Raw genomic sequence first — 23,313 nt, 5'->3', positions numbered from 1 at the left:
CGCGATTTTGTGAAGGCTCAGCGGCCGCGTTGGTGCGCGGGGGCCTCGAGGCGCTTGGCCAGGAGCGAGAGCAGGACCGTCAGGACGAGGTAGACGGCCGAAATTGCCAGGTAGGGCTCCCAGTAACGGGAGTAGGCACCGGCCACCGTGCGCGCGGCCAGGGCCAGTTCGGCCAGGCCGATGGCCGACACGAGCGATGAATCCTTGATCAGCGTGACGCCCTCGTTGACCAGGGCCGGCAGCATGCGCCGGAACGCTTGCGGCAGAACCACGTAGCGCATGGCCTGCGGGTGGGTGAGGCCCAGGCTGTAGCCGGCCTGGGTCTGGCCGGCGTGGATGCTCTGGATGCCGGCGCGGAAGATCTCGGAGATGTATGCGCCGGCGTTCAGGGTCAGCGCCAGCGCGCCGGAGAAGAAGGCGCCGTGCGACTGGCGGAACTCACGCGCTGCCTCGCCTGATAGCAGCAGCCCACTGTCGGGCTGCACCAGCATCGGCATCAGCGCAAAGTGGACCAGCAGGATCTGCACAAACAACGGCGTGCCGCGGAAGAACGTGACATACGCGAGCGTGATCCAGCGCGCGATGCCGAGGAGCGCCGCCAGGATGGGGTTGGCAGGCTGAGGCGCATCGCGCGAACTGCTGATCAGCCCGAGCACCACCCCCAGCAGCAGGCCGGCACCGATTGCGACGATCGTGAGCTCCACGGTCGTGAACAGCGCCGCCAGGAACAGCGGCCCGTAGCCGGCCAGGATCTCCCACCGCAAGCCCACGGCCAGGTGCGCTTCTTACTTCGAAGCGGCGGAGGCCGGTGCAGCAGCTGCTGCGGCACCAAAATACTTGGCGAAGATCTGATCGTAGGTGCCATCGGCCTTGATGTCGGCCAGACCCTTGTTCAGCTTGCCCAGCAGGTCGGTGTTGCCCTTCTTCACGGCCAGGCCGTACTGCTCGGCCGCAAAGGCCTTGTCGTTCACCGTCTTGAAGCTGCTGCCGGCGTTGTTGGTCACGTAGTTGATGACGACGCCGTTGTCGGCCACGACGGCGTCCACGCCACCCGATTCAAGCTCCTTCAGCGCCAAGGGGGTCGACTCGAAGCGCTTGATGTTGGCGCTGTTCTTGCCCTGCAGCTTGGTGATGACCTCGTCGCCGGTCGTGCCGGTCTGCACGCCGACCTTCAGTTTCTTCAGGTCGTCGAACTTGCTCACCTTGGAGTTTTGCTTCACGGCGATGAGCTGTTGCGCATCGAAGTACGGGTCGCTGAAATCCATGGTCTGCTTGCGCTCTTCGGTGATCGTGATCGAAGAGACGAGGAAGTCGCGGTCGCCTTGCTGCAGCGTGTTGAAGATGCCTTCCCACGGCGTGTTGACGAACTTCACCTCGATGCCGGCCTTCTTGGCTACCGCCGTCACGACGTCGATGTCGAAGCCGACGATCTCGCCCTTTTCGTTCTGCAACTCGAACGGAGCGTAGGCAGCATCGGTGCCGACCACGTACACCTTGGCTGGGGCCGGTGCCGGCGCTGATGCGACCACTGCCGGCGCGGCGGATGGCGGGGGAGTTTCTTCCTTCTTGCCACAGGCCGACAGGATCAGGCCGGTGAGAACGAGTGCGCTGACTTGCAGGAAACGACGGGTGGGGTAGGTCATCGTGGGCTTCCTCGGTGTGAGGTTTTGGGGGTTTTGGCAGGGTGGCTGCCGTTGCGGGGCACCAGTGTAATGGCGGCCAGCTCTCGCGGCAGCAAGATGCGAGCCACGCGGCGGTGGCGTTCAGGCGGTTGGCCCGGCCTCGTCGAGCCGAGCCAATTCGGCCGGCGTGAACCCCGCGGCCTCGCGGGCGCGCAGGTTGAAGGGCGGGCGCAGCTTCGGTGCTTCGTAGCGCTCCGTCAGGACGTCGTAGTGCACCACCGGGTCCAAGCCCTCGCGTTCGCACAGCCAGCGGTACCAGCGGTTGCCTATGGCGACATGGCCGACTTCATCGCGCAGGATCACACCGAGGATCTCGACCGCGCGTTGATCGCCCGCCCGCGCGAACTTGGCCTGCAGCGGCGGGGTGGCATCGAGCCCCCGGGCCTCCAGCGTGCGCGGCACCAGCGCCATCCGGGCAAGTACGCTGTCGGCAGTGCGCGCCGTCATCAACCAAAGGCCGTCGTGCGCATCGAAGTCGCCGTACTCGTGCCCGAGGCTGTTGAGGTGCTCGCGCAGCAGGCTGAAGTGCAGCGCCTCCTCGCTCGCCACACGCAGCCAGTCCGTATAGAACTGGGCCGGCATGCCAGCGAAGCGGAACGCTGCATCCAGCGCCAGGTTGATCGCGTTGAACTCGATGTGCGCGATGGCGTGGACGAGCGCGGCGCGGCCCTCGGGCGTGAAGGGCGTGCGAGACGGAACTTCACGGGGTGGCCGCAGTGCGGGCCGATCGGGTCGGCCGGGCAGGTCTGGCGGGGCTTCGAACGACGTTTGTGGGTCGATGCTGTGCGGGTCAAGCTGATCGAACAACGCGCGCGCCTCGCGCGCCTTGGCGACTGGGTCGCGCAGGCACAAGACCTCCAGGGCGCGTCGTCTCGGGTTCATCCCTAGAATTATCGGCTTCGAACCCCGAGAGTCAGCCCATGGCCATCTATCAACTAGGCGACGAGACGCCCGACATCGCGGCTTCGGCCTGGGTCGCCGACAGCGCGCAGGTGATGGGGGCTGTCACGCTGGCCGAGAACACGAGCGTGTGGTTTGGCGCGGTGCTTCGTGGCGATACCGAGCGAATCACCATTGGCACCAACTCCAACATTCAGGACGGCACGGTGATCCATGCCGACCTCGGCTACCCGGTGACGATCGCCGAGAACGTGACGGTGGGCCACCAGGTGATGCTGCACGGGTGCACCATCGGCGAAGGTTCGCTCATTGGTATCGGCGCGGTCGTGCTCAATGGCGCGAAGATCGGCAAGCACTGCCTGGTGGGCGCCAGCGCGCTCATCACCGAGGGCAAGGATTTCCCCGATGGATCGATGATCATCGGCTCGCCTGCCAAGGCGGTTCGAACGCTCACGCCCGAGCAGATCGAGGGCCTGAAGCGAAGCGCCCAGCACTACGTTGATAACGCCAGCCGCTTCAAGGCGGGTTTGAAGAAGATCGTATGAACGACATGTTGAAGATGCGTGCGAGCCCGGCGCCGGGCCGCCCCAAGGCGGGCTCGATCCCCACGGGGGATCGCTCGCGTTATGCCGCGAGCGAGGGGTTGTCATGAGTGAGTTGCACAAGTTCCTGTTCGAAGGCATGCCGGTTCGCGGCCTGCTGGTTCGCCTGACCGGCGACTGGCGGGAGGTGCTCAAGCGCCGCGCTGACGCACAAGATGCGTTCCCGCAGCCGGTGCGCGCGTTGCTCGGTGAGATGGCGGCGGCTAGCGTGCTGATGCAGTCCAACATCAAGTTCAACGGCGCGCTGGTCATGCAGATTCACGGGGACGGGCCGGTCAAGCTCGCCGTGGCTGAGGCGCAGCCCGACCTCGCCTTCCGCGTCACGGCCAAGGTGGTCGGCGAGGTGCCCGAGAAGGCTTTGCTCGACGCGCTGGTGAATGAGGGCGGCCAAGGCCGCTGCGCCATCACCCTCGATCCGAAGGACCGCCTGCCCGGCCAGCAGCCCTACCAGGGCGTCGTGGCCTTGCATGGTGACCAGCGCGAGCCGCTGCATCGCCTGAGCGACGTGCTGGAGCACTACATGCTGCAGTCCGAACAGCTCGACACCAAGCTCATCCTCGCCGCCAACGACGACATCGCGGCAGGCCTGCTGATTCAACGCCTGCCGGTCGAGGGCGAAGGCAACATCGGCCAGCGCAACGAAGACGAGATCGGCGCGAATGAAGACTACAACCGGATCGCGCACCTGGCGTCGACGCTGACCAGCGAAGAGCTGTTCACCCTCGACGCCGACACGATCCTTCGGCGTCTTTTTTGGGAAGAGCAGGTCGTGCGCTACGAGCCCACGCACCCGCACTTTGCCTGCACCTGCTCGCGCGAACGCGTGGGCAACATGCTCAAGAGCCTGGGGCGTGAAGAGGTCGACGGGGTGATCGACGAGCAGGGGCGCGTCGAGATCGCCTGCGACTTCTGCGGTACCAAGTACCACTTCGACAGCATCGACGTGGGCGGATTGTTCACCCCGCACGGCCGGCAGGCGCCAGGGTCGAGTTCTCTCAACTGAAGTCCTAGCATGGGCTATGCACTGCTGAAGCTGATTCACCTCGCGTCCACCATCGTGTGGATCGGCGGCATGTTCTTCGCGCTGTACTGCCTGCGCCCTGCGGCCGCGAAGCTGGAGCCGCCCGTGAGGGTGCCGTTCATGGCAGATGCCTTGGGCCGGTTCTTCGCTGTGGTGGTCTGGGTAGCGCTGGCGGCGCTCGCCAGCGGCGTGGCCATGGTGATACGTGTCGCGCAGACCACTCGTCTGACAGGCGCCCCATTCAACATGCCGGCCGACTGGATGGTGATGGCTGGGCTGGGGGTATTGATGCTTGCCGTGTTCGGCCACATCCGGTTTGCCCTCTATCGCCGCCTGCAGCGGGCGGTGGCGGCTCAGGATTGGCCCGCCGGCGGGGCCGCGCTCACCGAGATTCGCTTTTGGGTCGGTGTGAACCTGGCCTTCGGCGCTTTGATCGTTGTCGTGGTGGTGCTCGGCGCAGCGACCTGACGCGCGTCAGAGCCGCGGCAGGAGGTGCCGTTCGCAGTCGGTGTCGCCGCACCGGTCGCACACCCATGTCCAACGCGTCGCAACGGGTTCTGGCGGAGTGAAAAGTGTGTGTCGAACCGCCGACAGGGCACAGCGGAGGCGGGCCTCCCCGATGCCACTCACGACGGAGTACGCCACTCCGGCGCGCGCAAGGCTGGCACGTACCAGTTTAGTGACCGGTTCACGCACATGCGCGCCGTCTCGTTGAAGTCCATCAGCGACCCACGGCAAGTCGAGCGCAGTGAGCAGGGTGAGCGTGTAGGTGCGCTGCGTGGCCTCGGCATCAGCGTAAAGGCTGCGGTCGTTGAATACGATCTCGCTGTAGACGGCGGTCATCAAGGCGCTGGTGTCTGCGACCACGATGTCATTCACCGCTGCGGCCTGGGCGATGCGGCGCGACTGCTCTTCTGCGATTGCGGCCTGTTCGCTCTGGCTGGGGGTGCGCGATTGAGCGGCGCAGAACTCGCGCAGGTATTCGCTCACGAGCGCAACGTTGTGGCCCTGCGCCTGGAGTGCAGCGGCGAGATCCGCCGCAAGCGTCGTCTTGCCGGTGCTCTCGGCCCCGACGATGGCGATCACGCGGCTCATGGGTGCGCTGCCGCCCGCTTCCAGGCGCGCCATCCGACCACTGACATCACGGCGAAGATCGCGTACAGCAGCGTCGTGAGCCACAGGCCCTTGTAGGCGAAGAGGCCCACGCACACAGTGTTGACCACGAGCCAGGTCGGCCAGTTATCGACGTACTTGCGCCCCAGCAACCACTGCCCGATGAGGCTTGCGGCGGTTGGGAACGCATCCCACCAGGGCACGTCGGTGTCGGTGTTGTGGCGCAGGAAGAGGCCGATCGCCGGCCAGGCCGCGGCAAAGACGGCGACTGCGGCCCAACGCCCGCGTGGGCCGAGGTGGCGTACTCGCAGCGCCGAGCCATCGGCTTGGGTGCCACGCAACCACTGCCACCAGCCCCAACCCGCCACCACGGCGAAGACGATCTGCAGGCTGGCATCGCCGTATAGCCTGCTGCTCCAGAAAAGGGCGAAGTAGAGCAGCGAACTTGCGATGGCAAGCGGCCAGCCGATCGGGTTGACGCGGATGTTCGCAACGACCATCCAGATGGCCAGCACGAAGGCCACGATCTCCAGCCAGGTGACGGGCGCTCCCCACAGCATGAACGCGGGGGCAAAGATGGGCTGCATCGATTGCAGCAGCGCGTCCATCGGCGATGGATCAGCGCTTGGCGGTGGAGACTTGAACGAGGATCTCGTCCGGCTTGACCATGCCCAATTCGAAGCGGGCCTTCTCTTCCACCATCTCCAGGCCTTCCTTCAGATCGTTCACCTCTGCGGTGATCTGGTCGTTGCGCGCATGGGCGGCATCGTTCTGTGCCGTCTGCTCGTGCAGTTTGCCCTCGAGCTCCATGACGCGCGCCACCCCGCCCTTGCCGAGCCAGAGCTCGGCATGCACGAGCCCGAGCAGCACGAGCAGGGTGACGGTGATGAAGCGCAAGGGATCAGCCCGGTTCCCGGCCGCCAGAAGCCTTGCTCGGCCCCGAGTGGGAGCTCGAGCGCAGCAACTTGCGAGCGCGGGTCATGTTCAGCGCAGGTTGTAGAACGCCGCGCGACCGGGGTAGCTGGCCACGTCGCCGAGGTCTTCTTCGATGCGCAGCAGCTGGTTGTATTTGGCGATGCGGTCGGAGCGAGACATCGAGCCTGTCTTGATCTGGCCGGCGTTGGTGCCGACGGCAATGTCGGAGATGGTCGAGTCTTCGGTTTCGCCCGAGCGGTGCGAGATCACGGCCGTGTAGTTGGCGCGCTTGGCCATCTCGATCGCGGCGAAGGTCTCGGTCAGCGTGCCGATCTGGTTGATCTTGATGAGGATCGAGTTGCCGATGTTCTTCTCGATGCCTTCGCGCAGGATCTTGGTGTTGGTGACAAAGAGGTCGTCGCCCACCAACTGGACCTTCTTGCCCAGGCGCTCGGTGAGGTGCTTCCAGCCGTCCCAGTCGCCTTCGTGCATGCCGTCTTCGATGCTGATGATCGGGTACTTGTCGCACCAGGTGGCGAGGATGTCGGTCCACTCGGGCGCGGTCAGCTGCAGGCCTTCGCCTTCGAGGTGGTACTTGCCGTCCTTGTAGAACTCGCTGGCGGCGCAATCGAGGCCGATGGCGATGTGCTCGCCCGGGGTGTAGCCGGCCTTGTCGATGGCTTCGAGGATCAGCTGGATTGCCGCTTCGTGGCTGGCCACGCTGGGGGCGAAACCGCCTTCGTCGCCGACGGCGGTGCTCATGCCCTTGGCATCGATGATCTTCTTCAGTGCGTGGAACACCTCGGCACCGTAGCGCACCGCTTCGCGGAAGCTCGGTGCGCCGGTCGGGATGATCATCAGTTCTTGAAGATCGAGGTTGTTGTTGGCGTGCGCCCCGCCGTTGATGACGTTCATCATCGGCACCGGCATCTGCATCGCCCCCGAGCCGCCGAAGTAGCGGTACAGCGGCAGGCCCGACTCTTCGGCTGCGGCGCGGGCCACGGCCATCGAGACGGCCAGCGTGGCGTTGGCGCCCAGGCGGCCCTTGTTCTCGGTGCCGTCGAGGTCGATCAGCGTGCGGTCGAGGAACGCCTGCTCCGAGGCATCGAGGCCGAGCACGGCTTCGCTGATCTCGGTGTTGATGTGCTCGACGGCCTTGAGCACGCCCTTGCCCAGGTAGCGGCCCTTGTCGCCGTCGCGCAGCTCGATGGCTTCACGCGAGCCGGTGGACGCACCCGAGGGCACGGCAGCGCGGCCCATGGTGCCGCTTTCAAGCAGCACGTCGCATTCGACGGTCGGGTTGCCGCGGCTGTCGAGAATCTCGCGGCCGACGATGTCAACGATGGCACTCATCTATCTTCCTCTTGGCAGTTATCAGTGATCTTGTGGGGCGATTGTCGGTCGAGACGAACTACACGCCGTCGACAACGATCATGCGCATGACGCCAGCGCCTTCGCGCAGCGTGCGAGCGTGCGTGTAGGTCTCGCTGGCATAGAAGGCCTTGGCCTTGGCGCGGTCGGCGAAGCGCAGCACGATGATGCGGCTGGGCGTCCAAGGGCCTTCGAGCACCTCGAACTCGCCGCCGCGCACCAGCACCTCGGCGCCGTGTTCCTGCATGGCGCGGGTGCTCCACTCGCGGTACTTCGCCATCTTCTCGGCATCGGTGACGGTGACGTCGGCAATGATGTAGGCGCTCATGGGCTGGTATCGCGGGTTCAGCAGGAAAAGTCGTTCTCGAGCAGCGGCTGCTTCTTGATCACGCGATCGAGCGCAACCAGTTGTTCCAGCAGCGCTTTCATGTGCTGGAGCGGCACAGCATTCGGGCCGTCGCTCATGGCGTTCTTGGGGTCGGGGTGCGTCTCCATGAAGACACCCGCAATACCAACGGCAATCGCTGCGCGCGACAGCACCGGGACGAACTCGCGCTGACCGCCCGAACTCGTGCCCTGGCCGCCAGGCAGCTGCACCGAATGCGTGGCGTCGAACACCACTGGCGCGCCGGTCTCGCGCATGATGGCCAGCGAGCGCATGTCGGAGACGAGGTTGTTGTAGCCGAAGCTCGCACCACGCTCGCAGGCCATGAAGTTGTCTTCGGGCAGGCCCTTGGCCTTGGCGGCCGCGCGAGCCTTGTCGATCACGTTCTTCATGTCGTGCGGCGCGAGGAACTGGCCCTTCTTGATGTTCACCGGTTTGCCCGACTGCGCCACGGCGTGGATGAAGTCAGTCTGGCGGCACAGGAAGGCGGGCGTCTGCAGGACATCGACCACCGACGCGACGGTAGCGATCTCGGCTTCGCTGTGCACATCGGTCAGCACCGGCACGTTCAGCTCGCGCTTGACCTTGGCCAGGATCTCCAGGCCCTTGTCCATGCCCGGGCCGCGAAACGAGGTGCCCGAGGAGCGATTGGCCTTGTCGTAGCTGCTCTTGAAAATGAACGGGATACCGAGCGCGGAGGTGATCTCCTTCAGCCGCCCGGCCACGTCCATTTGCAACTGCTCGGATTCCACCACGCAGGGGCCAGAGATCAGGAAGAACGGCTGGTCGACGCCGATGGGGAATCCGCAGAGCTTCATGCTGCCACCTTCTTCTCAGTGCGCGAGGCCTGGTGCTTGAGCGCCGCCTCGATGTACGACTTGAAGAGCGGGTGACCGCCCCAAGGCGTGGACTTGAACTCCGGGTGGAACTGCACGCCCATGAACCACGGGTGCACGGTACGCGGCAACTCCACGATTTCGGTCAGCTTCTCGCGCTGCGTGATGGCAGAGATCACGAGGCCCGCTTCAGTGAGCTTGTCGAGGTAGTTGACGTTGGCCTCGTAGCGATGGCGGTGGCGCTCGGTGACCACGTCACCATAGATTTCGTGCGCCAGCGTGCCTGCTTTCACGTCCGAGCTTTGAGCGCCCAGGCGCATGGTGCCGCCGAGGTCGGAGTTGGCCGTGCGCTTCTGGATGGAGCCGTCGGCGTCTTGCCACTCTTCGATCAGCGCGATCACCGGGTGTGGCGTTTCGGGCTCGAACTCGGTGCTGTTGGCGTCGTTCAGGCCGGCCTTGTGGCGTGCGTACTCGATGGTGGCGACCTGCATGCCCAGGCAGATCCCGAGGTAGGGCAGCTTGTGTTCGCGTGCGAACTGGGCAGTGAGGATCTTGCCCTCGACGCCGCGCTTGCCGAAGCCGCCCGGCACCAGGATGGCGTCGAAGCGCTCCAGTTGAGCGATGTTGCCGGTGCTCAGCGTCTCGGAATCGATGTACTCGATGTTGACCTTGGCGTGGTTGGCAATGCCCGCATGGCGCAGCGCCTCGTTGAGCGACTTGTACGAATCCGACAGGTCGGTGTACTTGCCGCACATGCCGATGGTGACCGCGCGCTGCGGGTGCTCGACCTCGCTCACGAGATCGTCCCAGCGCTTGAGATTGGCAGGCGGCGTGTTGATGCGCAGCTTGTCGCAGATCAGGCCATCAAGGCCCTGCTCGTGCAGCATGCGCGGCACCTTGTAGATGGTGTCGGCATCCCACACCGAGATCACGCCCCATTCGGGCACGTTGGTGAAAAGCGAGATCTTGGCGCGCTCTTCGTCGGGGATGACGCGGTCGGCGCGGCACAGCAGCGCATCGGGCTGGATGCCGATCTCGCGCATCTTCTGCACGGTGTGCTGCGTGGGCTTGGTCTTGAGTTCACCGGCGGCCGCAATATAGGGCACATACGTGAGGTGAACGAAGGCGCAACTGTTCGGGCCCATGCGCAGGCTCATCTGGCGCACCGCTTCGAGGAAGGGCAGGGACTCGATGTCGCCCACCGTGCCGCCGATCTCGACGATGGCCACGTCGACCGCGTGGTCGGTACCCAGCCCGGCGCCGCGCTTCACGAACTCCTGGATCTCGTTGGTGACGTGCGGGATCACCTGCACCGTCTTGCCGAGGTAGTCGCCGCGGCGCTCTTTCTCGAGCACGCTCTTGTAGATCTGGCCGGTCGTGAAGTTGTTCGACTTCTTCATCTTGGTGGTGATGAAGCGCTCGTAGTGGCCGAGGTCGAGATCGGTTTCCGCGCCATCGTCGGTGACGAAGACCTCGCCGTGCTGGAAGGGCGACATCGTGCCCGGATCGACGTTGAGGTACGGGTCCAGCTTGATGAGAGTGACCTTGAGGCCGCGCGATTCGAGAATCGCCGCGAGCGATGCAGCCGCGATGCCCTTGCCCAGCGAGGACACCACACCGCCGGTGACAAAGACGAACTTGGTCATTGCTGGTGGCACTTGCGAGTGTCGCAAATGCGCTGGTGGTAAAGCGCGATTATAGGCGCCTACCCCGGCAGGCTCAGGCGGTCGCCGGCACCTCGGACAGGGTCTTCAACCAGCGCACGACCTCCGCGGCGGTGAGAGCGGGCTGCTCGAACGGGAACAAGTGCGTGCCTTCGATCCACGAGACACGGCCCTCGGCCACGCGCTCCGTGGCAAGCATGCCCACTTGCTTTACCTCGGTCGACCGCGTGCCGCCGATGAAGGCGAGCGGATGCTGCAGCGGGTGGCGGCGCAGGAATCGCGGGATGTCGTACGCCAGCGTGCGGTAGATGTCGGTCTCGACTTCGCGGCTGAAGCTCAGCGTGACGCCACCGGCGGCATCGGGCTGGATGCCGCTTTCGATGTAGTCGTGCAGAACCTCGGGCGCCCAGCGGGCAAAACTGGGCTTGGCCGCGAAATGGGCATACGCGGCCTGCTTGTCGGCCCAGTGCGTGCGTCGGCTCTTGGAGATATTGGCGGGCGAAAAGCGCTCGGCAAAACCGGTCATCTTGGCGAACTGGATCGTGGGCGTGAGCAGCCCACCGATGAGCGGCGAGTCGAGCAGCACGACGCCGCGGGCGAGTTCGGGGTGCTTGGCCGCAGCCAGCACGCTCAAGAACCCACCCAGCGAATGTCCGACGAAGAACGCCGGCTCCCTGGCATGTTGCTGCGCGAAGTGCACGAGCTGATCGCGCAGGCGTGGCCAGTGCTCGGTGACCGGGTAGTCGGGGTCGTGGCCGTACTTCTCGAGCGCGTGAACGGTGTACCCCGCGGCGCGCCAGGCTTCGAACAGCACGCGGTAGGTGCCCGCCGGGAAGCTGTTGGCGTGCGAGAAGACGATGGTGCCTCGGTGGGCGCGCTTGGCCATCGTCAGATGATCTTCTCGCTCGGGGTGGTGATCTTGCGCATCGGCTCGTAGCGGCCGGCGCTGGCGCACAGTGGGTGCTCCGAGGTGCTGCCGTTCCACTGCGGGTCGTCGATGGACTCGAACACCTGGCGCAGCTTCTGGCCCCACGAGGTGCGGATCATGTGGAAGTACGGGTTCTGCTCGTCGATGCACACGAGCTGGTCGCTTTCGAGCTTGCCCGCCTCGTAGACCAGCAGATCGAGCGGCAGCCCCACCGAGAGGTTGGACTTGAGCGTCGAGTCCATCGAGACGAGCGCGCACTTGGCGGCTTCGGCCAGCGGCGTCTGTGGCGTGATCATGCGGTCGAGCACGGGCTTGCCGTACTTGGATTCACCGACCTGGAAGTAGCAGGTCTCGCGGGTGGCCTCGATGAAGTTGCCGGCCGAATACACGAGGAAGAGGCGCATGGCCTCACCCTCGATCTGCCCGCCGAAGATCATCGAGGCGTTGAAATCGATCCCAGCCTGCTTGAGCGACGGGCCGTCCTGGTCGTACACACGGCGCACCGCGCTGCCCAGCACGCGCACAGCGTCGAACATGCTCTTGGCGTTCCAGATGGTGATGGGCGGCTCTGTCGATTCAGGGTCGCCGTTGTCGAGCTTCTCGACCTGCAGGATCTCGCGCACCGATTGCGAGATCGACAGGTTGCCCGCCGAGAGCAGCACCATGAAGCGGTCGCCCGGCTTCTCGTAGACCATCATCTTGCGGAAAGTGCTGATCTGGTCGAGCCCTGCGTTGGTGCGCGAGTCGGAGAGAAACACCAAACCGGCGTCGAGTTTGATGCCCACGCAGTAGGTCATGAGAGGTTTTCCTGGAGAGATTTGAGGCGGTAGAGCGCGTCGAGCGCTTCTTTGGGCGAAAGCATATCGGGATTGATCGACGTCAGCGCCTTGTCCACGGCCGAGGGTTCAGCTTGCGCGGGAGGAATTGGCGCAGCGAAGAGATCGATCTGAGCATCCCCCGACTTCTGCTGCGCCTCCAGCGCTTCGAGCGAGGCGCGCGCCTGCCGCACCAGCCCACCGGGCATGCCGGCGAGGCGCGCTACCTGTACGCCATAGCTGCGGCTGGCGGGGCCAGCCAGAATCTCGTGCAGGAAGACGATGTCGTCACCGCTCTCCGCGGCCGACACATGCACGTTGATCGCCCGCTCGTGCTTGACCGGGAACTCCGTCAGCTCGAAGTAGTGCGTGGCGAACAGCGTGAAGGCGCGATTGCGCTCATGCAGGTGGCTGGCAATGGCGCCGGCCAGGGCCAGGCCGTCGAAGGTGCTGGTGCCGCGGCCGATCTCGTCCATCAGCACCAGCGAGTTCTCGGTGGCGCTGTGGATGATGGCGGCGGCTTCGGTCATCTCGAGCATGAAGGTCGATTGCGCGTTGGCCAGGTCATCGGCCGCGCCGATGCGGGTGTGGATGGCGTCGATGGGGCCGAGCCGGCAGCTGCTCGCCGGCACAAACGACCCCACGGCGGCCAGCAGCACGATCAATGCCACCTGGCGCATGAAGGTGCTCTTGCCGCCCATGTTGGGGCCGGTGATGACGAGCATCTTGCGGGTGGCGTCGAGCCGGCAGTCGTTGGCCATGAAGTTGCCGGCGCCCGTCTCGGCGAGCCGCGCCTCGACCACCGGGTGGCGGCCGGCTTCGATGTCGATGCAGGGCTCGCGCACGAACTGCGGGCGGCACCACCTGAGCGTGCTGGCGCGCTCGGCGAGCGCCGCCAGCGCATCGAGGCTGGCGAGCGCGCGGGCAAGACCGCTCAGGGCGTCGATGTGGGCTTGCAGTTGGTCGATCACGGCTTCGTAGAGCAGCTTCTCGCGCGCCAGCGCCCGCTCCTGCGCCGACAGCGCCTTGTCCTCGAAGGACTTGAGTTCGGGGGTGATGAAGCGCTCGGCGTTCTTCAGCGTCTGGCGGCGCTGGTAGTCCATCGGCACCTTGCTCGCCTGACCCTGAGTCACCTCGATGTAGAAGCCGTGAACCTTGTTGAACTGCACGCGCAGGTTGGCGATGCCGGTGCGCGTACGCTCCCGGGCTTCGAGGTCGAGCAGGTAGGCATCGCAGTTCTGGCTGATTCCGCGCAGCTCGTCGAGCTGGGCGTCGTAGCCGGTGGCGATCACGCCGCCGTCGCGCAGCAGCACGGCAGGTTCGTCGGCGATGGCTTGGCCTAGCAGGGCCTCGATCTCGGCCGAGGGGGTGAGCGCCTCGGCCAGCATGTCGAGCAGCACGGCCTTGTCGAGCGGTACGCGCTCGCGCAGCGCAGGCAGGCCCTGCAGCGTGGCGCGCAGGCCCGTCAGCTCGCGCGGGCGCACCTGGCGAAGCGCAACGCGGGCGGTGATGCGTTCGACGTCGCTCACGCCGCGCAGGGCTTCACGCAACGGCTCGGGTGAGGTGTCGAGCAGCACCTCGATGGCATCGTGGCGCTGCGTGGCAACGGCGCGCTCGCGCAGCGGGTGCGTGAGCCAATGACGCAGCGCGCGGCTGCCCATGCCGCTGCGGCAGGTGTCCAGCAGAGAGAGGAGAGTTGGGGCCTCGTCGCCGCGCAGCGTCTGCGTGAGTTCGAGGTTGCGATGGGTGGTGGGCGGCAGATCGAGCAGGTCGCTCGCGCGCTCGACCGTGAGGGTGCGCACGTGGGCCAGTGCCTGGCCTTGCGTGTGTTCGGCGTAGCTCAGCAGGGCCGCGGCCGCGGCCTGGCCGATCGCCATGTCCTGCGCGTTGAAGCCGCTGAGGCTGGCCACGCGCAGCTGCTCGCACAGCTTGCGCAGGCCGAGGGCGGTGTCGAACTGCCAGGCCGGGCGCGGCGTGAGGGCGATGCGCGACTGCGCCAATGCAACAGGGATCTGTTCGCGGTCGACCAGGGCTTCGGCGGCGTTCAGTCGGGCAAGCCAACCGGCCAGCTCGCGCTCTCCGCATTCGGTCATGCCCAGCTGGCCGTTCGAGAGGCCCAGCCAGGCGAGACCGTAGCTCACCACACCGCGCCTGGTTTGCTGCGAGACAGCCAGCAGCAAGGCATCGCGCTTGTCGGCCAGCAGTTCGGTGTCGGTGACGGTGCCAGGGGTCACGACGCGCACCACCTTGCGCTCCACCGGCCCCTTGGCCGTGGCCACATCGCCCACCTGCTCGGCAATCGCCACCGCTTCGCCCAGCTTGATGAGCTTGGCAAGGTAGCTCTCGACCGAATGCACCGGCACGCCGGCCATCACGACCGGCTCGCCGCCGCTCTGACCACGCTGCGTGAGCGTGATGTCGAGCAGGCGGTTGGCGCGCCGGGCGTCTTCGTAGAAGAGCTCGTAGAAATCGCCCATTCGGTAGAAGACGAGCGTGTCGGGGTGCTCGGCCTTGATGCGCAGGTACTGCTGCATCATCGGCGTGTGGTGCGCGAGGTCGTCGGCGGCGGGCGCGAGGGTCATGCGAAGGGGCGACAAAGGGCGGCTGGAGGCGTAGCCGCCAATTGTCATGCACTCGCCAGGGCCGTGCGCGAGCTCACGGGCGCGCGTTTCAGGCGCGGCGTCTGCGCGCCGCCGTGCCGATCACGCCAAGGCCGGCGAGCAGCAGGATCATCGACGCCGGCTCTGGGATGGCCGGGATCGACAACAGGTAGGGCACGCGCCCGAAGGTCAGGGGGTTGTAGGCCATGCCGGTGATCCATCCAAGGTCATTGATAGCGAGCGCGTCTTCCAGCACCCATCCCGCGTCTCGCTGACTCTGGCTCAGGAAGCTGTTCAGGTTGATGGCGCGGGTGCCGTTCCACAGCGTGGCTTGGCGGTCATCCCAGCTCTCGGCATCGTCTGGGGTGGCGTACAAGGCCCAGCCCACCACCTGGCCGCGGTTGTTGATGTCGTTGGCAGCGGAGTTCACGTTGCTGATGCGGGACATGGTTCCGTCCCCCCAGAGGGTCGCAACCCCGGCACTGCTGCCGACGACGTGCCCCGCGTCGTTGATCGCCGTGGCCGTTCCGTCCGCGCCAAGGCGCGTGATCGTCCCGTTGTGCCACAGGGTGGGTGCTTCGCTGTTGGTGGCGTCCACGCGGCTGGAGCCCACGACCATGCCGCTGCTGTTGATGTCGAAGGCGTAGCTGGCATTGCCACCCAAGGTACCTAGATCGATCGCCTGGCCCCCTGCCCAGAGCGTGGCTCGTGTACCGGACGGGGTAGCCGTCTGGCCCACCACCTGGCCGGAATCGTTGAGAGCCCAGGCCGTGGAGGCCCGCCCGCCCGCAAGCTCTGGAAGCAGGCTGGACTGGTTGTTGATCCACAGCGCGGCTCGATAGGTGTCTTCTCCAACGATCCAGCCGGCGTTGTTGATGTCGTGCGCGTATGTCTCAGTGTGCGTGCAGCAGCGCGAGGTGGGCAAGGCGACGACGGTCGTCGGGGTGGTCCAGAGCTGCCCGGATCTCTCATGCGTGCCGCTGGCGGTGCCGACGACCTGTCCCGCATTGTTGATCCCGCTTCCGGTGTCCCACATGCCCGTGCCGAAGGCGTCGGTAGGAAGAATGCTCAACTGATATCGCTGCGCATCTGCGCTTGCGGCGCAGGCCAGCAGAGCCATCGACAGGCCGAGGGAGCGAAGCGAAGTCGGGCTCATGGCCGACTCCTCCGGGTGCGGCGCGCTGCAGCGCCGATGACGCCCAAACCGGTGAACAGCAGCAGCATCGACGCTGGCTCCGGCACCGCCGGGATCGACAGCACGAAGGCTGAGGTGTTCCCGTTGTTGAAAGCCTTGCCCACGATCCATCCGAGGTCATTGATGCCGCTGGCCGACACGAGTTGCCAGCCCGCATCGCGCTCGGCCTGGCCCAGGAAGCTGTTGAGGTCGATGGCCTGGCCGTCTCGCCACAGCATGGCGCGCGTTGGGCTGCCGTCCTCGTCGTAGAAACTGCCTACGGCCCAGCCGCTGTTGTTGATGTCCGACGCCTCGGAGCCCAGGCCATCGAGGAAGCTCGCCTGACCGCCGTTCCAGACCACGGCGCGCTGGTCGCTCTGCCCGACCACCACGTCGTGGTCGTTCACGCTGAGGGCAATACCCTCACCCAGGTCCGTGATGCCTCCGTTTCGCCACAGCACGGCGCGGGACTCGTAGTCGGGCCCGGCAACGGTGCTCATGCCCACCGCCGCACCGGCCTCGTTGATCGCGAAGGCTTCGCTGTACGAGCCGCCGAGCGAGCCCAGCGCGTGTGCGCCGGTGCCATCCCACAGCGTGGCGCCCAGTGAAGACCGGCCCACCACGGCGCCGGTTTCGTTCAGTCCTCGGGCCACGGAATCGATGAACATGTTCCCGGCCAACAGGGTGGGCGTGTTCTGCCCGGTCCAGACGGCGGCGCGGGATGCGTCTACGCCGGCGACCTGCCCGAGGTCGTTGATGGCGAGTCCCGAGGTCTGCGTGTTCCCGCAGCACGGGCCGGCAAATGGCAGATAGCGCGGGCCCTGCGAGGGCTGTAGAGCGTCCCAGATCACGGCTTGCGGGACGTGGGTTTGCCCGACCGTCCCCGCCACCAGACCATGGTTGTTGATGTCGGCCGGCTGCAGATGGGTGCCGCCTTCGGACGGCAAGAAGTTGAAGCTGTAGTCCGGCAGGACTTGCGCCTGGACCGCCAGCGGCCCCAGGGCGAACAAAGCGGCAAGAACGACAGACCGTGCGGCAAGAACTGCAGCGCGGCCGCGTGATGGATTCCGTGGCATGCATGTCTCCTCAAGTGATGGGTGCGCGCGCAAGTCAGGGCAGCGTCTCTGGACTGCTTTCGAGCATGGCGATGGCTGGCGCTGCCGCAGGCCGGCAATCGGCGTTCCGGTTCAGGCCAGTCGCTACCATCGCGGGCTTGTCATCAAAACCACTCGAACGAGGAGACACCATGAACCGCCGCCGCCTCTGGGCAGTCGCGTTGGGAGGCCTGCTGCTGGCCGGCAGCGCCCTCGCGCAGACGAAGATCCCGCTTCGCATCTCCACGCCCGCCGTGCCGGAAGACTGGCACGCGAAGATGTGGACGGTGTTCAAGGGCGAGCTGGAGAAGTCCGCACCGGGTCAGTTCGATGTGCAGGTGCACCTGAATGCCTCGCTCTTCAAGCAAGGCGCGGAGCCGACCGCCATGGCGCGTGGCAGCCTGGAGATGGCGACTGTCTCTGCGCAGGACATCGCCAAGATCCTGCCCGAGTACTCGATCTACACCGCGGGCTACCTGATTCGCGACCCGGCCCACCAGAAGAAGGTGTTCAACGGCCCGATCGGCGAGGAGTTCGCCCGGGCCGTGGCCGCCAAGATGGATGTGCAGATCCTCACCGTGGCCTACCTCGGCACGCGCCAGCTCGCGCTGCGCGAGCCGCGCAAGGTTCAGACGCCGGCCGATCTGAAGGGCGTGAAGCTGCGCATGCCGGCCACGAAGGAATGGCTCTTTCTCGGCGACGCGCTCGGAGCGACCGCGATGCCGATGGCCTTCGGCGAGGTGTACCTGGCGCTCAAGACGGGCACCATCGACGGCGAAGACAACCCGCTGCCGACCGTTCGCTCCGCCAAGTTCCACGAGGTGACGAAGCAAATCGTGCTCACCAGCCACCTGGTCGATGGCCTTTTCATCTCGATCGCCAGCAAGACCTGGAAGGCCATGTCACCTGACCAGCAGGCCAAGGTGCGCGCCGCCGCCGTGGCGGCTGCCCAGTACAACGACGAGAACCGCATCCGCGACGAGGCCGAGCTGATCGCCTTCTTCAAGCAGCAGGGGCTGCAGGTGAGCACACCGGATGTCGAGGCCTTCCGCAAGGCTGTACAGGCGAGGTACGTCGCGTCCGAGCAGGCCAAGGCCTGGCCGGCCGGGCTGCTCGACCGCATCAACGCCGTCAAGTAGGCGGTCGATGCGGGCCAGGCTCGTCCAGGCGGCGCAGGCCGTTGCCGCGGCGCTGTTCGCGCTGCTGTTCATCACCTTCGTCTTGCAGGTGAGCGCACGTTATCTCTTCGACCGCCCCCTGGCGTGGACGGACGAACTGGTCGTCGTGCTCTACATCGCCATGGTGTTCTGGTCGGCCGCTTGGCTGCTTCAAGAGCGCGAGCACGTGATGTTCGACCTGGTCTATGCCACGTTGCCCCCGCAGGGCCGGCGCATTGCGGCCCTGCTGGGCGCCTTGTTGATGGCGGGCCTTTTAGGCGTGCTCCTGCCCTACGCGTATGACTACGTGAGCTTCATGCACCGTGAGCCCACGGCGGTGCTGGGCGTGCCTTTCTCGTACGTGTTCGCGCCGTTCCTCGTGTTCGTGTTCGCGGTGGTGCTGATGTACCTGCGCAAGGCATGCCGCCTACTGTCGCGCGACTGGGAGCAGGCGCTGTGAGCCTCGCGCTGGTCGTTCTGCTCGGCATGCTGCTGCTGACGTTGCTGCTGCGCCTGCCCATCGGCTTGGGCATGCTGGCCAGCGGGGTGGCCTACCTGCTGGTGAAGGGGCAGGACGTGGGCCTCGCCGCCGAGCAGGTGCTCAACGGCCTGTACAACGGTTACGTGCTGCTGGCGGTGCCGCTCTTCATCTTCGCGGCGGGCATCATGAACTCCGGCACCATCAGCGACCGCTTGTTCGCCTTCGCGCAAGCGCTGGTCGGCAGGTTGCGCGGGGGGCTGGCGCAGGTCAACGTGGTGGTGAGCGTGATCTTCTCCGGCATGAGCGGCAGCGCGATCGCCGATGCGGCCGGCCCCGGCCTGGTGAGCATCCGCGCGATGACAAAGCACGGCTACTCGCCCGCGTTTGCCGGTGCGATCACGGCGGCCTCGTCGACCATCGGGCCGATCGTTCCGCCGTCGATCCCGCTCGTGATTTATGCGCTGGTGTCCGACACCTCGGTCGGCGCTCTGTTCCTGGGTGGCGTGATCCCGGGCCTGTTGATGGCCGCGTCGCTCATGCTCGGCGTGCATTTCGTGGCGCGGCGGCGTGGCCTGCCGCGCGGCGAGCCCGTGGCGGCGAAGGCGCTGCCCGGTGTGCTCTGGCGTGGCGCGCTGCCGATCTCGCTGCCGGTGCTGTTGCTGGGGGGCATCTACACGGGGGTGTTCACGCCGACCGAGGCCGCCGCGGTGGCGGCGTTGTATGCGCTGTTCCTTGCCGCGGTGGTGTATCGCGCGCTCAGCCTGCGGCGCTTCTATCAGGTGCTCGTCGAGTCGTCGAAATCGAGTGCTTCGGTGACCTTGATCGTGGCGGCCGCGTACCTCATCAACTACGCCTTCGCTGCCGAGAACGTACCGAACGCATTGGCCACCTGGCTCAATGGCTACAACCTTTCGCCGCTGGGTTTTCTGATCGGCGTGAACCTGCTGTTCCTGGTGCTGGGCTGCTTTCTCGACACCTCGATCATGCTGCTGGTGCTGGTGCCCATGCTGTTGCCCACAGCACGGTTGCTGGGCGTCGATCTCGTTCACTTCGGCGTGATGGTGGTCGTCAACATGATGGTGGGCATGGTCACGCCGCCTTTCGGCATGCTGCTCTTCGTGATCAACGCGCTCGCCGGTGTGCCGCTCAAGGCCATGATCCGTGAGAGCTGGTTGTTCATCGGGATGTTGATCGCCGCACTGACGATCGTGACTTTCGTGCCGCAGTCAGTGTTGTGGCTGCCGCAGGCGCTGGGCTACGGGCTGAAGTAGCGCGCGGCGCGCGCGGGACTCAGGCGTTCGAGCCGCTGACCCAGCGCTCGTTCACCAGCAATTCGTTCGGCTTGAACTGCGCCTTGTAGGCCATCTTGTCGCTGTCGCCGATCCAGTAGCCCAGGTACACATGGCGCAGCTTGAGCAGCTTGGTCTGCTCGATTTGCCACATCACGTTGTAAGTGCCGTAGCTGGTGCGCTCTTCGGGTTCGTAGAAGGTATAGACCGCCGACAGGCCGTCGTTGAGGATGTCGAGGATGGAGACCATCTTCAGCGCGCCGGGCGTGCCGTCGGCCGTGGGCTCACGGAACTCCACCAGCCGCGAGTTGACGCGGCTTTGCAGCAGGAACTGGGTGTACTGGTCGACGCTGTCGTTGTCCATGCCGCCGCCGCTGTGCCTGCCGGCTTGGTAGCGCAGGTAGAGCTGGTAGTGCTCGGGCACGAACCCGAGGCGCAGCACGCGCGCTTGCAGGCTGGCGTGCTGCTTCCAGGCGCGGCGCTGGCTGCGGGTTGGCTCGAAGCTCTTGACGGGGATGCGCAGCGGCACGCAGGCGCGGCAGCCATCGCAGAAGGGCCGGTAGGTGAACATGCCACTGCGCCTAAAGCCGTTGGCCACCAGGCCGGAGTAAGCGTCGGCATGGATCAGGTGGCTGGGGGTGGCCACCTGCGAGCGCGCCATGCGCCCAGGGATGTAGCTGCACGGGTAGGGCGCGGTGGCGTAGAACTGGATCGATGAGAGCGGAAGCTCTTTCGGGTGCGTCACGTGCCAGGCTCCTGCATCGGCGGGATCTGCGGGGCGGCCTCATCGACTTCAAGTTGCGCCCACATCGCCGGATGATAGGACCAATCATCGACCGAAGGCTCCCTGATCCGTGGGGAGACCAGGGCCTCGAACTCGCTGCGCGGGATCTCGCGTGCGCCCAGCGAGGCGAGGTGGCCGGTGCGCTGCTGGCAGTCGATGAGGTCGATGCCGTGGCTGCGGCAAAAGCAGATCAGCGCGGCCATGGCCAGCTTGGAGGCGTCGGTGCGGTGCGAGAACATCGATTCCCCGAAGAACATGCGGCCGAGGTTGATGCCGTACAGCCCGCCGACGAGCTGGCCGTCGACCCAGGTCTCGAAGCTGTGCACCGTGCCGAGCGCATGCCAGGCGCAGTAGGCGTCGATCATCTCCGGCACGATCCAGGTGCCGGCCTGGCCATCGCGCGGTGTTTGCGCGCAAGCGGTGATGACGCGGCGAAAGGCGCTGTCGATGCGAATCTCGCAGTGCCTGTCGAGCGCGAAGCGGCGCACGGTCTTGCGCAGCGAGCGGGCGAGCTTGAACTCCCCCACGAACATCACCATGCGCGGGTCGGGTGACCACCACAGGATGGGCTGGCCCGCGCTGTACCAGGGGAACACGCCTTTGCTGTAGGCCTCGCGCAGGCGCTCGGGGGTGAGCTCGCCACCGGCGGCGAGCAGGCCCGGCGCATCGGAGTCGGGCGGCAGCGCCTGCTGCGTGTCAGGCAGCGGGTCGAGCGGGTGGCGCAGCCACGGGATCATGCTGGCTCCTTCAGGCCAGTGCCCTGCGGTGTTCTCATGCCTCTCGTGCGGGGCAGGTTTCGCCGGACTGGACCGGCTTCTTCTGCGTGAGCAACACGCCATGGCGCACGGCGACGATCTCGGCCAGGATGGACACCGCGATCTCTGCCGGTGTGCGCCCGCCCAGATCGAGGCCGATGGGTCCGTGCAGCCGGGCGATCTCGTCGTCCGACAAGTCGAAGAGCTTGAGGCGTTCACGGCGCTTGGCGGTGTTGCTGCGCGAGCCCAGTGCGCCCACATAGAAGGCCGGTGACTTGAGTGCCTCGAGCAGGGCCATGTCGTCGAGCTTGGGGTCGTGCGTCACGGCCACCACCGCGCTGTGCGGGTCGAGCTGCAGCTCCAGCACCAGGTCGTCGGGCATGCTGCGGCTGAACCGGGTGCCGGGTACGTCCCAGGTGAGGTGGTATTCCTCGCGCGGGTCGCAGCAGATGACTTCGAAGTCGAGGGCGAGCGCCATCTGCGCCAGCACGCGCGAGAGTTGACCCGCGCCGATCACCAGCATGCGCCAGCGCGGGCCGAACAGTGCGCGCAGCACCTGGCCGTCGAAGCTGAAGGCTTCCCCACGCGTGGCGGCCTCCACGGTCACCTGCCCTGTGCGCAGGTCGAGGCGGCGCGCGACCAGTTCGTGGCGCTGGGTGCGGGCGAGCACCTCGTCGATCCAGGCGGTGTCGCGTACGGGCTCCTGCACCAGACGCAGGTTGCCGCCGCAAGGCAGGCCGAAGCGAGCGGCTTCCTCCTTGGTGACGCCGTAGGTCACGAGCGAGGGTGCGGTCACCGCGTCGCCGGCGCGCACGCGCTCGATGAGATCGTCTTCGACGCAGCCGCCCGACACGGAGCCCACCACCAGACCATCGCCACGCATGGCGAGCAGGGCGCCGGGGGGGCGCGGGGCTGAGCCCCAGGTTTCGATCACCGTGACCAGTCGCACCGCGTGGCCGTCGGCATGCCATGCGCGGGCTTGTGTCAGAACTTGGAGATCGAGGCTGTCCATCGAGGGGTTGCGGCAGGAGTCAGAGGATCGTAGCTTGCAGGCGGAGATGGGTGCAGAGCGAGGTTTCCCCGGCGAAATCTTGTGCACCATGATGGTGCCAAGAGGTGCTCGTGGGGAGATTTGGTGTTGCGTCTTCCTACAGCCTGTGCGCCCGCCCGGCCGCCTGCGGTCAACCGCCTGACGCCTCAGGCATCCTCTCGTTGATGGATGCCTGCGCGACACCGCCTGCGCAGACTCGTGCCCTTTCCGAGGACCATCACACGAGAGGGGCGCGGCATGACCTTGCTGGTCAACAGGGCGGCAGTACGTGACTATCTGGAGCGAAACGGCGTGGCCCACCCGACCCTGGTGGACAACGTGCTGTCGGGCTTCGACCCTGCGCAGCCCATGTACGAGCAACGTCTGGAACCCGGCGCTGACCTGTACCAGTACATGCGCCGCCCGGCGAGTGGCCGGCCGGGCCTGAATGTAGGCAACTGGTTCTGCCTGCGCGGTGCGGGGCGCGATGGCTTGGGCATCTTCGATGGCCTGGCCGGGCGCGAGTTGCACCATTTCGTGGTGAGCGCCGAGCTGACCGTGCTCGAAGGCACGGCCTCGCGTCTGGCGCACGATTGGCAGCATGAGATCGGCGGCGGCGGCGGGGCCTCGCAGATCTTCGTGCCACCACGCCTGCTCGGGCATATCCATTCGGTGGGGCATGCCCATCCCTGGTGAGGGCGGGCCGGGCTTCTCGCC

25 protein-coding genes are annotated in these 23,313 nt (G+C 66.2%); 7 read left to right on the top strand and 18 right to left on the bottom strand.

Annotated elements, in window-relative coordinates:
- Nucleotides 1-17: 17 nt before the first annotated feature.
- From AC1KAR_RS03275 to AC1KAR_RS03265, 3 genes are all read right to left on the bottom strand, one after another.
- On the bottom strand, nucleotides 18-770 hold the full coding sequence (locus tag AC1KAR_RS03275; RefSeq protein WP_480314522.1) for an amino acid ABC transporter permease: 753 nt from the start codon (nucleotides 768-770) through the stop codon (nucleotides 18-20).
- A gap of 15 nt (nucleotides 771-785) precedes the next feature.
- Nucleotides 786-1,643: a basic amino acid ABC transporter substrate-binding protein gene (locus AC1KAR_RS03270; RefSeq protein WP_480314521.1), complete on the bottom strand. Its 858-nt coding sequence runs from the start codon at nucleotides 1,641-1,643 to the stop codon at nucleotides 786-788.
- Between the two features lie 120 nt (nucleotides 1,644-1,763).
- Nucleotides 1,764-2,564: a ferritin-like domain-containing protein gene (locus AC1KAR_RS03265; RefSeq protein WP_480314520.1), complete on the bottom strand. Its 801-nt coding sequence runs from the start codon at nucleotides 2,562-2,564 to the stop codon at nucleotides 1,764-1,766.
- A 38-nt stretch (nucleotides 2,565-2,602) separates the two neighbouring features.
- On the opposite strand from AC1KAR_RS03265, the gene AC1KAR_RS03260 reads away from it, so the two are divergent.
- The 3 genes from AC1KAR_RS03260 to AC1KAR_RS03250 all read left to right on the top strand — a co-directional run bounded on the left by AC1KAR_RS03260 (nucleotide 2,603) and on the right by AC1KAR_RS03250 (nucleotide 4,673).
- Complete coding sequence (locus AC1KAR_RS03260; protein WP_480314519.1) at nucleotides 2,603-3,127, top strand: gamma carbonic anhydrase family protein; 525 nt, start codon at nucleotides 2,603-2,605, stop codon at nucleotides 3,125-3,127.
- A 103-nt stretch (nucleotides 3,128-3,230) separates the two neighbouring features.
- Entirely contained in the window at nucleotides 3,231-4,187 is a 957-nt protein-coding gene (hslO, locus tag AC1KAR_RS03255) for an Hsp33 family molecular chaperone HslO (protein ID WP_480314518.1), read from the top strand.
- 9 nt (nucleotides 4,188-4,196) lie between these two features.
- Nucleotides 4,197-4,673: a CopD family protein gene (locus AC1KAR_RS03250; protein ID WP_480314517.1), complete on the top strand. Its 477-nt coding sequence runs from the start codon at nucleotides 4,197-4,199 to the stop codon at nucleotides 4,671-4,673.
- A gap of 6 nt (nucleotides 4,674-4,679) precedes the next feature.
- Here AC1KAR_RS03250 and AC1KAR_RS03245 read toward each other — a convergent pair whose 3' ends face one another.
- The 12 genes from AC1KAR_RS03245 to AC1KAR_RS03190 form a co-directional block, all read right to left on the bottom strand.
- The gene (locus AC1KAR_RS03245; protein WP_480314516.1) at nucleotides 4,680-5,300 is read right to left on the bottom strand and encodes an AAA family ATPase; all 621 of its coding nucleotides are present in this window, start codon (nucleotides 5,298-5,300) and stop codon (nucleotides 4,680-4,682) included.
- A complete protein-coding gene (gene pnuC, locus AC1KAR_RS03240; RefSeq protein WP_480314515.1) occupies nucleotides 5,297-5,926 on the bottom strand; it encodes a nicotinamide riboside transporter PnuC in 630 nt (209 codons plus the stop codon). The genes AC1KAR_RS03245 and pnuC overlap by 4 nt, the downstream gene beginning before the upstream one ends.
- A 10-nt stretch (nucleotides 5,927-5,936) precedes the next feature.
- Entirely contained in the window at nucleotides 5,937-6,215 is a 279-nt protein-coding gene (gene ftsB / locus AC1KAR_RS03235) for a cell division protein FtsB (RefSeq protein WP_480314514.1), read from the bottom strand.
- 87 nt (nucleotides 6,216-6,302) lie between these two features.
- Nucleotides 6,303-7,586: a phosphopyruvate hydratase gene (eno, locus tag AC1KAR_RS03230; protein ID WP_480314513.1), complete on the bottom strand. Its 1,284-nt coding sequence runs from the start codon at nucleotides 7,584-7,586 to the stop codon at nucleotides 6,303-6,305.
- 58 nt (nucleotides 7,587-7,644) lie between these two features.
- Nucleotides 7,645-7,932, bottom strand: a complete 288-nt coding sequence (locus AC1KAR_RS03225; protein WP_480314512.1) for a DUF1330 domain-containing protein — start codon at nucleotides 7,930-7,932, stop codon at nucleotides 7,645-7,647.
- Between the two features lie 17 nt (nucleotides 7,933-7,949).
- On the bottom strand, nucleotides 7,950-8,807 hold the full coding sequence (kdsA, locus tag AC1KAR_RS03220) for a 3-deoxy-8-phosphooctulonate synthase (RefSeq protein WP_480314511.1): 858 nt from the start codon (nucleotides 8,805-8,807) through the stop codon (nucleotides 7,950-7,952).
- A complete protein-coding gene (locus AC1KAR_RS03215; RefSeq protein WP_480314510.1) occupies nucleotides 8,804-10,471 on the bottom strand; it encodes a CTP synthase in 1,668 nt (555 codons plus the stop codon). Before AC1KAR_RS03215 ends, kdsA begins: the two co-directional genes overlap by 4 nt.
- 73 nt (nucleotides 10,472-10,544) lie before the next feature.
- Nucleotides 10,545-11,375 carry an alpha/beta fold hydrolase gene (locus AC1KAR_RS03210; RefSeq protein ID WP_480314509.1) on the bottom strand — a complete coding sequence of 277 codons (831 nt, stop codon included), beginning with the start codon at nucleotides 11,373-11,375 and terminating at the stop codon, nucleotides 10,545-10,547.
- A 2-nt stretch (nucleotides 11,376-11,377) separates the two neighbouring features.
- Complete coding sequence (locus AC1KAR_RS03205; RefSeq protein ID WP_480314508.1) at nucleotides 11,378-12,214, bottom strand: proteasome-type protease; 837 nt, start codon at nucleotides 12,212-12,214, stop codon at nucleotides 11,378-11,380.
- Nucleotides 12,211-14,814 carry a DNA mismatch repair protein MutS gene (gene mutS, locus AC1KAR_RS03200; protein WP_480314507.1) on the bottom strand — a complete coding sequence of 868 codons (2,604 nt, stop codon included), beginning with the start codon at nucleotides 14,812-14,814 and terminating at the stop codon, nucleotides 12,211-12,213. Before mutS ends, AC1KAR_RS03205 begins: the two co-directional genes overlap by 4 nt.
- 88 nt (nucleotides 14,815-14,902) lie before the next feature.
- A complete protein-coding gene (locus AC1KAR_RS03195) occupies nucleotides 14,903-15,988 on the bottom strand; it encodes a PEP-CTERM sorting domain-containing protein (protein WP_480314506.1) in 1,086 nt (361 codons plus the stop codon).
- The gene (locus AC1KAR_RS03190; protein ID WP_480314505.1) at nucleotides 15,985-17,082 is read right to left on the bottom strand and encodes a PEP-CTERM sorting domain-containing protein; all 1,098 of its coding nucleotides are present in this window, start codon (nucleotides 17,080-17,082) and stop codon (nucleotides 15,985-15,987) included. Before AC1KAR_RS03190 ends, AC1KAR_RS03195 begins: the two co-directional genes overlap by 4 nt.
- Nucleotides 17,083-17,252: 170 nt before the next feature.
- Between AC1KAR_RS03190 and AC1KAR_RS03185 the strand changes: the two genes are divergently transcribed.
- The 3 genes from AC1KAR_RS03185 to AC1KAR_RS03175 are packed head-to-tail and all read left to right on the top strand — an operon-like array spanning nucleotide 17,253 to nucleotide 20,009.
- Nucleotides 17,253-18,239, top strand: a complete 987-nt coding sequence (locus AC1KAR_RS03185) for a sialic acid TRAP transporter substrate-binding protein SiaP (RefSeq protein WP_480314504.1) — start codon at nucleotides 17,253-17,255, stop codon at nucleotides 18,237-18,239.
- 7 nt (nucleotides 18,240-18,246) lie between these two features.
- Nucleotides 18,247-18,717 (top strand): TRAP transporter small permease, encoded by a 471-nt coding sequence (locus AC1KAR_RS03180; protein WP_480314503.1) that lies wholly within the window; start codon nucleotides 18,247-18,249, stop codon nucleotides 18,715-18,717.
- Nucleotides 18,714-20,009, top strand: a complete 1,296-nt coding sequence (locus AC1KAR_RS03175) for a TRAP transporter large permease (protein WP_480314502.1) — start codon at nucleotides 18,714-18,716, stop codon at nucleotides 20,007-20,009. Before AC1KAR_RS03180 ends, AC1KAR_RS03175 begins: the two co-directional genes overlap by 4 nt.
- A 19-nt stretch (nucleotides 20,010-20,028) precedes the next feature.
- On the opposite strand, the gene AC1KAR_RS03170 is transcribed toward AC1KAR_RS03175, so the two are convergent.
- The 3 genes from AC1KAR_RS03170 to AC1KAR_RS03160 are packed head-to-tail and all read right to left on the bottom strand — an operon-like array spanning nucleotide 20,029 to nucleotide 22,578.
- Nucleotides 20,029-20,772, bottom strand: a complete 744-nt coding sequence (locus AC1KAR_RS03170; RefSeq protein WP_480314501.1) for an arginyltransferase — start codon at nucleotides 20,770-20,772, stop codon at nucleotides 20,029-20,031.
- Nucleotides 20,769-21,548, bottom strand: coding sequence for a leucyl/phenylalanyl-tRNA--protein transferase (gene aat / locus AC1KAR_RS03165; RefSeq protein WP_480314500.1), 780 nt, complete (start codon nucleotides 21,546-21,548; stop codon nucleotides 20,769-20,771). Before aat ends, AC1KAR_RS03170 begins: the two co-directional genes overlap by 4 nt.
- Nucleotides 21,549-21,582: 34 nt before the next feature.
- Nucleotides 21,583-22,578, bottom strand: a complete 996-nt coding sequence (locus AC1KAR_RS03160) for an XdhC family protein (RefSeq protein ID WP_480314499.1) — start codon at nucleotides 22,576-22,578, stop codon at nucleotides 21,583-21,585.
- 276 nt (nucleotides 22,579-22,854) lie between these two features.
- On the opposite strand from AC1KAR_RS03160, the gene AC1KAR_RS03155 reads away from it, so the two are divergent.
- Nucleotides 22,855-23,292 (top strand): hypothetical protein, encoded by a 438-nt coding sequence (locus AC1KAR_RS03155; protein ID WP_480314498.1) that lies wholly within the window; start codon nucleotides 22,855-22,857, stop codon nucleotides 23,290-23,292.
- Nucleotides 23,293-23,313: the final 21 nt, after the last annotated feature.

It is taken from the genome of Piscinibacter sp. PDB1-1, assembly GCF_056675995.1.
The sequence above is the reverse complement of the archived record's forward strand: the minus strand, read 5'-3'. Positions and strand labels throughout refer to the sequence as shown.